This window comes from Prevotella sp. HUN102 (assembly GCF_000688375.1).
In the GTDB taxonomy this organism is placed as follows: Bacteria; Bacteroidota; Bacteroidia; order Bacteroidales; family Bacteroidaceae; genus Prevotella.
Genome location: NZ_JIAF01000004.1, coordinates 353,192 through 366,159 on the forward strand (window position 1 = coordinate 353,192; position 12,968 = coordinate 366,159).

At 45.1% G+C, this 12,968-nt stretch carries 9 protein-coding genes, 2 pseudogenes and 1 riboswitch; of the genes and pseudogenes, 5 read left to right on the forward strand and 6 right to left on the reverse strand.

The window, feature by feature from the left end; translation table 11 throughout:
- Positions 1-5: 5 nt before the first annotated feature.
- On the reverse strand, positions 6-1,292 hold the full coding sequence (locus tag P150_RS16115; RefSeq protein ID WP_155952959.1) for an NACHT domain-containing NTPase: 1,287 nt from the start codon (positions 1,290-1,292) through the stop codon (positions 6-8).
- Between the two features lie 164 nt (positions 1,293-1,456).
- Here P150_RS16115 and P150_RS16120 point away from each other — a divergent pair.
- Positions 1,457-2,395 (forward strand): annotated as a pseudogene (locus P150_RS16120) (IS30 family transposase).
- Positions 2,396-2,416: 21 nt separating this feature from the next.
- Here the strand turns inward: P150_RS16120 and P150_RS0106335 are convergent.
- On the reverse strand, positions 2,417-3,088 hold the full coding sequence (locus tag P150_RS0106335) for an NACHT domain-containing NTPase (RefSeq protein WP_155952960.1): 672 nt from the start codon (positions 3,086-3,088) through the stop codon (positions 2,417-2,419).
- Positions 3,089-3,769: 681 nt separating this feature from the next.
- Positions 3,770-3,869, forward strand: a riboswitch (TPP riboswitch).
- An 80-nt stretch (positions 3,870-3,949) separates the two neighbouring features.
- Between P150_RS0106335 and thiD the strand changes: the two genes are divergently transcribed.
- From thiD to P150_RS0106355, 4 genes are read left to right on the forward strand one after another with little or no spacing between them, the layout of a single operon-like run.
- Positions 3,950-4,771, forward strand: a complete 822-nt coding sequence (thiD, locus tag P150_RS0106340; protein WP_028896948.1) for a bifunctional hydroxymethylpyrimidine kinase/phosphomethylpyrimidine kinase — start codon at positions 3,950-3,952, stop codon at positions 4,769-4,771.
- Positions 4,768-5,382 carry a thiamine phosphate synthase gene (locus P150_RS0106345; protein WP_028896949.1) on the forward strand — a complete coding sequence of 205 codons (615 nt, stop codon included), beginning with the start codon at positions 4,768-4,770 and terminating at the stop codon, positions 5,380-5,382. Before thiD ends, P150_RS0106345 begins: the two co-directional genes overlap by 4 nt.
- A 6-nt stretch (positions 5,383-5,388) precedes the next feature.
- On the forward strand, positions 5,389-6,975 hold the full coding sequence (gene thiC, locus P150_RS0106350; protein ID WP_028896950.1) for a phosphomethylpyrimidine synthase ThiC: 1,587 nt from the start codon (positions 5,389-5,391) through the stop codon (positions 6,973-6,975).
- Positions 6,976-6,998: 23 nt separating this feature from the next.
- The gene (locus P150_RS0106355; protein WP_028896951.1) at positions 6,999-7,778 is read left to right on the forward strand and encodes a sulfide-dependent adenosine diphosphate thiazole synthase; all 780 of its coding nucleotides are present in this window, start codon (positions 6,999-7,001) and stop codon (positions 7,776-7,778) included.
- Between the two features lie 546 nt (positions 7,779-8,324).
- Here P150_RS0106355 and P150_RS0106365 read toward each other — a convergent pair.
- The 4 genes and pseudogenes from P150_RS0106365 to P150_RS18185 all read right to left on the reverse strand — a co-directional run.
- Positions 8,325-8,744 carry an HU family DNA-binding protein gene (locus P150_RS0106365; RefSeq protein WP_028896953.1) on the reverse strand — a complete coding sequence of 140 codons (420 nt, stop codon included), beginning with the start codon at positions 8,742-8,744 and terminating at the stop codon, positions 8,325-8,327.
- Between the two features lie 490 nt (positions 8,745-9,234).
- Positions 9,235-9,432 carry a hypothetical protein gene (locus P150_RS0106375; RefSeq protein ID WP_028896954.1) on the reverse strand — a complete coding sequence of 66 codons (198 nt, stop codon included), beginning with the start codon at positions 9,430-9,432 and terminating at the stop codon, positions 9,235-9,237.
- A gap of 28 nt (positions 9,433-9,460) precedes the next feature.
- Positions 9,461-11,377, reverse strand: coding sequence for a leucine-rich repeat domain-containing protein (locus P150_RS18180; protein ID WP_369793333.1), 1,917 nt, complete (start codon positions 11,375-11,377; stop codon positions 9,461-9,463).
- Between the two features lie 12 nt (positions 11,378-11,389).
- A pseudogene (locus P150_RS18185) lies at positions 11,390-12,814 on the reverse strand (leucine-rich repeat protein); the annotation flags it as partial.
- Positions 12,815-12,968 lie beyond the last annotated feature (154 nt).

Here is a 12,968-nt window from a genome sequence, read left to right on the forward strand (position 1 = left end):
TTACTTTAAAGACCATCTATAAGATCTGAAACCTTATCTTTATTTTTAATTATATCCTTTATCTTTTTTATTTCGTCAAGGCATCTGTTGTAATCTAAATAAGCATTACCTTCATTATGCCCAGCTCCTAAATAATAATTATAGCATTTAAAGCAATCAAGACTAGAGTCTCCTGTGTTCATATCTATCTCAATAACAATATTCATTTCTAAATCAAGACTTTGAGGATTATTTACATCTTTATAGTCATTAAACAAATATGGCAATCGTTTATTTAATAACAATAATATTTTCTTTTTTGGATTAAAATATTGAGCGATGCAGATATCATCTGAAGTAAAATGAGTCATGGTATTCATTCTACCATGTAAAATTTCCTCAGTCCTATCCTTTGTATATTTAAAAGGATCTTTTCTTTCCTCGTTCCCAATCCGCAAAATACAGACATCTCTCATATATAAATGTCCAATTCTTTCTTGAATAGATTTTTCTCTAATAACTGAAGATGAATAGAATGTTCTTTGGTAAAAAGAAACAAAGTCTTCACATAAAGGATAGAGAATATTCTTTTGAAATCCCCAGTTGTCAACATCATAATATAAGTCCAACAAATTCAAATACCTGTCAATATTATCACTATTGTACAATGTCTTTAAAATTGTATCTTGGCTTGATTTAGAATCCTTAAATATAAACTGGGCAGCAAAATATTCTTGCAAAGATTTATGAACCCATTTGAGATACTGACCGTCCTTACAGAATAGAGGAACAGAGGTCAATATATCCTGCAGATAGTCGGAAGATGTAAAATTCAAGTCAGGACAAGCTTGCTTGGCTTCATCAATTATATGAAGTAAAGCATCTTTTTCAAATTCAATTTTTTGGAACTTTAGGCATTTAAAGCCAACATAACGTAAAATACGTTCAAAATCATCAATGTCTAATTTGGAAGCTTTATCATGGACATAGTGGTCTCCTTTAGATAAATCATGAGAATCAAAATAAGCATCATAAACTTGGCGATAAAATATGTGTTTTTTTAGTGGGATAGTTTGTTTATAGTCAAATGCAGCAAAAAGTAATGATACTAATAATGGATTTCTTAGAAATTCATTTATCATTTCATATTTCCCAGATTTAAGTTCATCTATTAATAATTTAGAAGTGTCTCCTTGTTTGTCATATTTGCGAAGTAGTTCATAAGCTTCCTTTTTATTTAATGGACTAATAAAAAATCTTTGAAAATCACCAAAACTAGTTAGAGCTTGTTCTGGTCTAGATGAAGATTCCAAATCGAAGTGCAAAAAAGAGTAGCCCTCGCCGAGAGATGCAGACGTTCTCGAAGCGTAGCGAGAGGTTGTCTGCATCTCTCGGCGAGGAAAAAGCAACAACCGGCAATACAAATTAAAAAAGGGAGACCGAAGTCTCCCCAGGATTAACTAACTTTGTATTGTTCATGTACCATCAATTAATCTCGGAGCAAAGGTCGCAAATTTTCGCCTTACTTCAAAAGAAAACCGCAAGAAAAGATATTGCCGCCATCGTCGGCATCAGTCAGGCAACACTCTCACGTGAACTCAAACGCAACAGCACGCCCTCGGGAAAGTATATCTGGACGAAGGCGCACGACATGGCCATGCAGCGCAGAGAGAGAACGGGGACGAACTCCAAGCTCTCCGACGAATTGGTCTGGAGAATCAAGGAACATATCGTTAATGACCAATGGTCTCCAAGACAAATATCGGGGTATCTGCGTGTGACTGATGGGATAAGGGTGTCCCATCAGTCCATCTACAACATCATCCACAATGACCCTACAGGGAAACTTGCCGGGCACACAAGACATCAGATGAAATACAGGCATCACCCCAAGGGTGGGCATCTTCCTGTCAAGGACAGGGTGCGCATCCATGAGAGAAGCAAGGAAGTGGACGGGAAGAGATTTTGAGACTTTGAGATGGACCTGATTGTCGACCCTGCCCAAAGGGCCATACTCACACTGGTGGAGAAATCCACCAATATGTTGCTTATGCAGAAACTGCCATTTGGGAACCAGTCGAAGCCTCTGGCAAAAGCAGTCAGGAGACTGCTGCTGCCATACAAGGACAGACTGAAGACCATTACCACTGACAACGGACCTGAGTTTGCCACACATAAGGATATCACGAAATGGTTGGGCGTGCCTGTGTACTTTGCAGATCCATATTGTTCATGGCAAAAGGGAGCCATTGAGAATACAAACAAGTTAATCAGGCAATATATCCCTAAAAAGGATTCCTTTGAGAACTATACGGACAAGAGGATTATGGCCATACAGAAGAAATTGAATGAAAGACCAAGGGAAAAATTAAACTTTTCCACACCAAAGTGCGAGTTCTTCAAACATGTGTTGTAATTTTGCACTTGCTGGTTGACTCTACATAGAGGTCATAATAAAAACATTATTCCCAGCTTTAGATATAAAATCTTGTATATCAGATGTTACGGCAGTTCTATTATCTAATGATATTTCATCGTATCCATCAAAAAAGAATATAAAGCCACCGCTCTCTATAAATTCTAGTAATAGTTGGGGACTAAATTCTTTAGCTAAAGAATTTACTTGTTCCTGTATTTCTATTAGGATCGTCTTATCTTTAGACAACCTTCTCATTTCGATATAAATTGGTATACCATATCCACTTTCAATTACGTCCCAAAAAAGCCGTTTCGTTAAAGTAGATTTCCCCATTCCTGCCGTATCTGTTATTAATATACGGCTATATACAGTCATCATATCTTGTGGATAACTCTCAACCCTGTATGAATTTATTCTTTTGGGCTGGTTATCTTCGACAATTGTTAATGGTTGATATAAATCTTTTAACAACCTTTGTTCATTTCTAAAAACAAGTGTATTTAGAATGCTATACTTTTTATATGTTCTGTATAGATATTCTTCGAAGTGTTCACCTCTAGGAATTAGTAACTTATTATACTCTATCTTACATCTCTCTGCAAAATCTTTTATTTTGGGAGTAACAACATTTTTGATTAAACTATCAATCGCTGGTTTTGCGAAAGTCATTAAAGTTACTTCGGGTATCATACTCATTTAGTATTTAAAGATTTTAATTATATATTACAAAGGTACATATAAATCATCATATTGAAATATAGTTTCCGAATATTTTTTCACAGAAGCATACTTTCTGTTTAATCACTATCTTACCTGTTTTGAGCAAACTGAATGTTTCTTTTCTACTGAGATAATACTCCAAATATAGACTCATCAGACCATCATACAGCATATTTTGCTATATTTTTGGGGAGGCTCTTTGCATTGTTTTTTTATTTTGCCATAATTGATAACTATATACCTAAATATATATCAAATCGAGTAAAATTATTTGAGCTTGTTTTTTAGAAAAGAGAATACTGAGCATTCCGAGAAATCGGGAGTTTACTTGGTAGAAATCCTATTGTTTCAGCATTGTATTTTCAGTAGATAAAAAGAAGATTTGCAAGTAACCGAAGAATACAAAACATTCTTCGCAAAAACGGAGGGCATTCTTGCGAAGAATGGAATGCAATCTTCGCACGTTTGGAAATGTATAAATAGATAACTGATTTTCAAACGTTTACAAGAGAAAGAAGAAGCAAAGGGATTTGCAGAACAGGCTAATGGAAAATGGATAAGGAAAGAATGGATGGATTAACGCCTTTTAACGCATCCGAGCATATAAAATATGATTTTAATCGTATCTTTGTACGCAGATAGACTTTCGGATTGACCGAAAAAGGGGTGCCGCCTTATTGGGTGAGCTGAGATTATACCCGTATAACCTGACGCAGGTAATGCTGCCGTAGGGAGTGCGAAGAGAGAATTTGCGTTTATCTGTCCGTTTATTGGTGTGTTTCCCCTATGGTTTGGCTATTCTGAAAGTGGCGTTTGTTACTTTGAGGATTTATGAAACACTATGTAAAGACTTTGACGATAGCCGGTTCCGACAGCGGAGGAGGCGCGGGAATACAAGCCGATATAAAAACAATGTCGGCTTTGGGCTGCTATGCCTCATCGGTTGTTACGGCTGTTACGGCGCAAAACACGCAACAGGTGTACTGCATTCAGAACATCGAGGCGAAGGTTGTAGAGGCGCAACTGCACGCCGTGCTTACCGATCTGCGCCCCGATGCCATTAAAATTGGTATGACGGGGAGTGCCGAAAATATGGTAAGCATCGCCAAAATCTTATCAGAAGCGAGAAAGATTCCGTTGATTATAGACCCTGTTATGGTTGCAACCTCGGGCAACCGACTGATGGACGACGGCGCAATCGACACGTTCGCAGAGCATCTTTTACCCATCGCCACATTGCTTACCCCCAACATTCCCGAGGCTGAAGCGTTGGCCGGAATGCGCATAACATCGGAAGCCGACGCCGACAAGGCTGCAAAGGCGATTCTAAATCGTGGATGCAGAGCCTTATTAATAAAAGGTGGACACGTAGAGGGAAAGACGAAAAGCGACAGACTGTACTTTGCCGACAACCGAGAGCCTATGGTTTTCAATGCCGAAACGATTGTCTCACGCAACACGCACGGCACAGGCTGCACACTTTCGTCGGCAATCTGCGCTTTCACGGCACGAGGACTGCCCACAGAAGAGGCCGTGGCAAGAGCAAAGCACTATGTGTCTGACGCCATAAGAATGGGGGCTGACGTGGAGATTGGCAGTGGACACGGAGCCGTAAACCACTTTTATAATCCTGAAAAACTCATCAAACTATGACGAACATACAGTTTATTACGCACGAAAACGAAAGGTTCGACTACGTAGAAGGAACTGAACTGGCACTCCGCAGCGGGTGCAAGTGGGTGCAGCTCCGAATGAAGAATGCTTCCGATGAGGAATTTCTGAGCATCGGACACGAAATTTCACGGCTTTGTCGCAGCCATCACGCAACGTTTCTGCTCGACGACCGTGTGCATCTCGTCAATAAACTCAATGCCGACGGCGTGCATCTCGGCAAAAACGATATGCCTCCCAATGAAGCAAGAGCGATACTCGGCAACGACAAAATCATCGGCGGGACGGCCAATACCTTTGCCGACATTCAGAAACTGGCAGCCCACGGCGTGGATTACATAGGCTGCGGCCCTTTCAGATACACCACTACGAAGCAGAATCTCGCTCCCCTGCTCGGCTTGGAGGGCTACGAGACATTGCTAAGCCAGATGAAGGAAGCCCGAATACAGCTCCCGCTCATTGCCATCGGAGGCATTCGGCACGACGACATACCCGATTTATTGAAAACAGGAATAAATGGAATTGCCATCAGCGGAGCCGTATTGAACGCCGAGAATCCCGAAGAAGAAATGAAAAAACTAATCAATATATAAAGCATTATGAAGAACGACATCAAGATTTCTTATCCCGATTCGGAGAAAATCTACCTGAAAGGCACGATATATCCGAATCTTCGTGTAGGAATGCGACGCATTAATCTGACGCCAACCGTAACCAACGAAAACGGAAAGCGCATTGAAAAGCCCAACGACCCTGTTATCGTCTACGACACAAGCGGCCCATACAGCGACCCGAACGTGGAAATAGACTTGCAGAAAGGACTGCCCAAACTGCGCCAAGCGTGGATAGAAAACCGCAAAGGCACGCAGATGTATTACGCCAAGAAGGGCATCATAACCGAAGAAATGGAGTACGTTGCCATCCGCGAGAATATGAACTGCGAGGCCTTAGGCATCAAAACGCACATCACTCCCGAGTTTGTCCGCGAGGAAGTGGCAGCCGGTCGTGCCGTAATCCCTGCCAACATCAACCACCCCGAGAGCGAGCCGATGATTATCGGAACCAATTTCTGCGTGAAGATAAACACCAATATCGGCAACTCGCACGAGAACTCAAGCATTGAGGAGGAGGTGGAAAAAGCCGTGTGGAGCTGCAAATGGGGCGGCGACACCGTGATGGACTTATCGACGGGAACCAACATTCACGAAACAAGAGAGTGGATTCTGCGCAACTGCCCCGTACCCGTCGGCACCGTTCCGATGTATCAGGCCTTCGAGAAGGTAAACGGAAAGGCCGAAGACCTCACTTGGGAAATCTTTCGCGATACGCTTATCGAGCAATGCGAGCAGGGTGTTGATTACTTCACGATACATTGTGGCATACGCCTGAAGAACGTTCCTCTTGCCAACGGACGCCTTACGGGAATGGTCAGCCGTGGCGGCAGCATCATCTCAAAGTGGTGTCAGGTACACAATGAGGAGAGCTTCCTTTACAGCCACTTCGACGACATCTGCGACATCTGCGCCAAATACGACGTGGCTATATCGTTGGGCGACGGCCTCCGTCCCGGTTCCACCTACGATGCCAACGATGCCGCACAGTTTGCAGAGCTTGACACAATGGGCGAGCTCGTGGAACGTGCTTGGGAAAAGAACGTACAGGCATTCATAGAAGGCCCCGGACACGTGCCGATGCACAAGATTCGTGAGAATATGGACCGGCAGATTGAGAAGTGCCACGGCGCACCTTTCTACACCTTAGGCCCTCTCGTAACCGACATTGCACCTGCCTACGACCACATCACGAGTGCCATCGGTGCGGCAATGATAAGCTGGTACGGCACGGCGATGATCTGCTATGTTACTCCGAAAGAGCATCTCGCCCTGCCAGACAAGGACGACGTGCGCGAAGGCGTGATTACCTACAAGATTGCCGCCCACGCCGCCGACTTGGCAAAGGGGCATCCCGGTGCCGCCGTAAGAGACAACGCACTCAGCAAGGCACGCTACGAGTTCCGGTGGAAAGACCAGTTCAACCTTGCGCTCGACCCGGAAAAGGCACTCGAATACTGGAAGACATCGAACAAGGTGGGCGGAAAATACTGCACAATGTGCGGCCCGAATTTCTGCGCAATGCGCATCAGCCAGACCTTGGACGGCTGCGGCTGTGAGGAAGAAACCAAATAGAAACAACCAAAAACAACAATATTATGATAGAAAAGAAAGTATCAAAGGGAATTATCAGTACCTATTTTGCAAAGATGGAAAAGTGCCTCGAACTCGATGTTGCCATCGTCGGAGGCGGCCCTTCGGGCATTGCCGCTGCCTACTATATGGCAAAAGCCGGGCTGAACGTGGCACTCTTCGACCGCAAGCTCTCCCCCGGCGGCGGAATGTGGGGCGGCGCGATGATGTTCAATCAACTGGTCGTACAGGAGGAAGCCGTGAGCATTCTCAAGGATTTCGACATCAACTACGAGCCATACGAAGACGGCCTGTACACTGCCGACTCGGTGGAAAGCACCTCTGCCCTGCTCTATAAGGCGACGCACGCCGGCACAACGATTTTCAATTGCTACTCGGTGGAAGACGTGGTGTTCAAGAACAACGTCGTGAGTGGTGTGGTAGTGAACTGGACGCCCGTGCTTCGCGAAGGACTGCACGTAGATCCGTTGAACATTATGGCAAAGTTTGTGATAGACGGAACGGGCCACGACAGCGAAATGTGCCGGGTGGTGGCACGCAAGAACGGTATCAAGCTCAACACGTCCACAGGCGACGTGATTGGCGAACGCTCGCTCGACGTGGCGGAGGGCGAACGCCAAGTGGTGGAAGGAACGAAGGAAATCTATCCCGGACTCTATGTCTGCGGTATGGCTTCGTCAGCCGTTGGCGGCACGCCTCGTATGGGTCCCATCTTCGGTGGTATGCTCCTTTCAGGCAAGAAGGTAGCAGAAGCCATCATCAGTCGATTGAAAGAGAAGGGTTGAGGAGGAGACGAGGAGAGAACAAGGGGACGAGGGAACGAGAGGACAAGGGAACAAGGAGATTTGCAACTTCATCATTTACCTTGAGTTCGAGATAAATCCGAATACAGCTACATAAGGTTACGATAAGTATAATTTGCCTATCCTGTGATTTTACTCTCTCACAGATATCCACGGATTCACAGATTTTCTCCCACTCTTCCGAACACAGAGAAGGCAGAGCCTTCAAGGATGACACAGATTTCCTTATTGGCAGGTGCATTGCAGAATAAATGCCCAATAAATTCTCAATCGTTTTCCGTCAGGTATCTGTGCGTTCCTTGAAGGCTCTGCCTTCTCTGTGGCGAAAATAAACATCTGTGATTCTGTGGCATCCGTGAGAGATACTTTTCACATTTCCCATCTTCCATTTCCCATCCCCCATTTCCCATCTTCCATTTCCCATCCCCCATCCCCCATTTCAAAAAAAGCGGCGCAAGTCCCGTCATCCCGACGAGGCTTGCGCCTGATATAAAAATTAGAGAGTAAAAGCGTTAATGTATATCCCCCTTACGGGTTTTCTTCTTCCCCGCTGCCGCTGCCCTGCTGCGCAGTCTTCTCCCGTATCGTCTCGTAGGCAGTCTCGCGCAGCGCGGCTTTCAGCTCCACGCCCGGCGTGAATGTCAGGCGGGGCTTGATGGTCTCGGTGTTGAAATCCTTCTCGGTTTCGGCACCCTTGCTCGACAGCGTGAGGCGCACCGTCCCGAACTCGCCCAGCTGCACGCTGAAGCCGTCGCGCAGATAGGCGGGCAGACAGTCGGTGAAATTGGCAAGCACGTTCTCGATGTCGCCGCGCGTGAGCGACGACCGTCCTGCAATGTCGCGTGCAATGTCGCGCAGCGTCTTCCGTCCCGCGTTCACAGGACTGGCATAAACCTTTTCCTCAGTCTTCTTCTGAGGATTTTTCCGTTTGATCAGTTTTACTTTCATAATCGATTTATTTTAGGTTAAAAAATAAAAGATAGTTACAAGGAAGGAAGTTTACGAGGAGACCAGTAGACGAGTTTACAAGGAGGTTTGTTCTGCAACTTGACAGGTTCAGGGGTTCGGAAGTTGAAAAGTACACGGATTCACAAGTCAGTTCCCTCATCTCCTCGTTTCCTTGTTTCCTTGTTTCCTTGTAAACTCGTAGACTTGCTTCCTCGTCCACTCGTCCACTTGTTCACTCGTAAACTTGCCCCCTTGTAAACTTACTTCCTCGTCCACTTGTAAACTTGTCTCCTCGTTCACTCAAATTTCCAACCGTATATAAATATTTTTCTATACGCTTTCCCGAAAATTTCTATACGGTTGGAAAATTACGGCTAACCGTATGCAAATTTTCCACCGTTCGTTTTCACGTTTTTGAAGGTTCAGGAAGCAGAGGAAGGCAGTGCCCCTGCAAGGAACAAATCCTTGCCGGGCACCGCCTCTCGGCCTGTCAGTCTTTCCAGAGATTCTGTCCTTCGGAAGTTCCAAAAGGTTCGTCCTCCTCATCCAAGAGGAATCCCTCCTTGGCATCGATGGGCTTATTCGGGTCGTATTCGCCTTCCACGCCGGGACTGGCAGTTATCATCACGTCTTCCAGTTTCAGGCGCGCCAGCTCTGTCCTAGGCTGCACATATATTTTCTTTTCCATTTGTTTCCTTTCTTTCTAATTCGGTTACTTACTTAATGATTACCTTCTTGCCGTTTCGGATGTAGACGCCGTGCCTTGGGTTGTCCACACGCTGACCGTTGAGGTTGTAATACACATTGTCCTCCTTCCGTGCGCCAGTTTCCACAACAGTCTCAATGCCGGTCGCAGACCCCTCCGCATCGTCAAACACCAGCATCACTTTCGCACCGGCAGGCAATGTGCCCGGCTTCATATACGCCTTGTGTACGGAGAAACTGCCGATGTCCGCCGTTGCCTTGCGGAACACGCCGCCCTGCATCACATACACGGGCTCCGTGGCAGACGCCTCCACTCTTTCATTGCGCACCGTGATTCCGTGCATAATGTTGTCCGAAATATTGTAAGTCCGATTGTCCTGCTCGCCGATGGTGTAATAGAAATCAGCAGGAGTGCTTTCCTTGTCGAGCACTTTGAGCAGCACGCCCGTGTAGGCAGGCACGTAGCCATAGTTGCCGTTTACGCCGCCCTTCACGTCGATACTCCACATCTTCACGTGATACGTGCTCGTGCCGTAGTCGCCACCACCGGGCAGAATGTTCGAGCCGGCCACGAAGGCAGCTACCTTCGTATTATGGTTCGTGGCGAAATAGTCGGAGAAGTCCGTATCGAACTCACGGGCGAACGTGCCGTATTTCTTGGCTATCTTCACGTCGGGAATCCTGTAGTCTATCTGGTTGGCATATTTTGCCCAAGCGGCCTTATAGCCGGCCTCCGCACTCTTCTTGACGAAGACCTTGGCCTGTGGGCTAAACTCGTTGTAGTTGGTGCCCGTCTCATCGAGTTCAAATCTCACGGTGCTGAGCATGTCGCCCGTGGGGGTGGTACCGATGAAGAACACGTGCTCCACCGTCGAGGCGGATGTAGCAAGGTCGTTGACGAACGCGCGCGCGCCGATGTACTTCACGTTGTCCTTTACGACAACCTCCTTCACCTTGTCGTTCGCCTTGCCTTGGAAGAGATAGTCGCCCACGAGCGACACGGCGTAACTTGTTGTACCGTTCTTCGCCGTGGTCGGGACGACGTAGGTGTAGTCGGTCGTGGTGGTGGAGAGCAAGTCTGCATCGGTGGGCGAAACGGGGATGTACTCTCCGTCCCCATCGATGAACGAGGGGCTGATGCTCTTAAACTGCTTGTAGAATGTCTCACCCTTGTATTGGTCCAGAAGCGACTTCCTCACGTGGATGTCAATGTTGTCAAACATTTTGGGAGCCTGCGAGCCATCGTCAAAGGCCATGTCGTTCTGCCCCTGTACAATATCCACCGGCTTGATCATCTGGTCGCACAGGAACGTGACGGTATGCAGGTTTTTGCAGAGGCCAAAGGCTCGCTTGCCTATCTTTGTCACCTTGTTGGGTATGGTAACGTTCTTCAGCGCCAAACATTCGTAGAACGAGTATTCGCCAATGGTGGTGATGGACGGGGGAAGCAGCGTGAACTTGTCGTTGGCCTTGCCCGGGGGGAAGAGCACGAGGGTTTGTTTGTCCTTGGTCAGTAGGATGCCGTCGAGGCTCGAATATTTGTTGTTGCCCTTGTCCACCTTGATGTCGGTCAGTTTGTCGCAGAACTTGAACGCCTCGGGCGACACGTGGGTGGTGATGGCGGGGACGTTGACCTCGGTGAGCACCTTGCAGTTGCGGAACGCCTCACGATCTATGCTCGACACCCTCTTGGGTATGTCGATGGAGGTGAGGCCGCAGTCGGCGAAAGCACCCGCGCCGAACGCCACGATGTCAGCGTCGAGGGCAAAGGTCACTTGAGACATGCTGCTGCAACCGCTGAAAGCGTTTCTACCTATTGTCGTTACGTTCTTAGGAAAATTGAAAGTCTTCAATTTGGTACAGTTGGCAAAGGCGTTGGTGCCTATCTCCGTCAAGTCACAACTACCCAAGAAATTAAATGAGACCAAAGCAGTATTAGTCATGAAAGCATAGGGGATAATGGTCCGTAATTTTGAATTCTTAGGGATATTAATCGTTTCCAATGCTGAGCATGCATAAAAATCATGTTGAATTTCTGTAAGAGATTCTGGCAAAGTAATTTCTTTCAAAAGTTTACAATTCATAAAAATATAATCTTCTGTCTTTTGTAACGAAGAAGGAGATTCGAACTCGACCTTTGTAAGATTAATCATTTCACGAAATGCTTGCAATCCTATTTGCGAGATGTTTTTAGGGATTGTAAGGTTTTGGATAAACTTAGCATAACGAAATGCCGAAGTTGCTATTCTTGTTACATCGCTGGGAATATTGTACGTAACAGAAGGTTTTGCTGGAGGATAGAAATAAAGTGTGTGTTTATCCTTAGAAAAAACAACACCGTCTTCTACCATTAAACTTGGACTATCAAGAGCAACCTGATACTTTTCTATCGATGGACATTCGAGGATTGCTCCTTCCATATTCCGATCTACTTCCAAATTTTTAGGTAACATAATCGTATTAATCCCTTGACATGCAGTAACAGAGCCGTAATTGAGCTTATTAACTTGATTAAAGTCTATTGACTTAAGGAATGTATTTAAATATATTCCGTATCTGGCAACAGATAAAATGCCATCAGGTATTTTATAGTCTTTTGTAGGTTTTGCTCTGGGATATAAAACAAGTTGCTTGTCTTGAAACAGAACCCCCTCTATAACTTTGAAATCGGTAGTTCCACCTGGGGCAATTTCAAACTCCTCTATTGTTTTCGTAGGAGTTATGGTTGGATAACCATTTAAATCAATAGAAGTCAAGTTCTTTGGGAATATTATTTTTTTTAGCCCTACCACATTTAGAAAGGCATTATTCCATATATGTTTGACTTTTTCGTCAACTTTATAGGTAGCATCATTCAATGTCACTTTTGAAGGAACCCAATACAATTCCGTCATGTCTTTGGAATAAAGTGCTCCTTGAGAGTCCGAACAAAAATGCTTATTACTGGGGTCTACAATGCACTTGGGTGATGTTTTTAATCTCCATCCTCCACCCTTTGTTATTGCTTCTACATTCTTTGGTATATAGAGACTTTCTAATTGGGCATTACCAAAGAAAGCGTCTCGGATAATCTTTATAGTTTCGGGGAGTCTTACAGATGTTATATTAGAACAGCCGTAAACTTCACTTCCGCTTACCTCTACAACGGTAAAAGTAACATCTTTGTTATCGAATACTTTGTCAGGTATCACGAGTTCTCCTGTCTTAGAATTATCGCAACCTAAAAAACCGAGTGTGTTTGCAGATGCAGAAACTACTTTATAAATTAAGCCTTCAAATTTGACAATCTGTCCATCAGTATAGGCAAACAGACGTGTCGGAATCGTCAGTATTGCCAATAGCATAATTAAAAATGTTTTTCTCATTTCTTTTTTATGTTTTTAAAATTATTAATTCTTTATTTGTTCTGATAAAATACAATTATTTTTGCCTTATTTCAAATGATGAGTTTTCGTAAAAGCACGTAAATGTACAAGCAAAGGAAACTCTGGAAAGTCCTTTGCCTATTGGAATTGCACG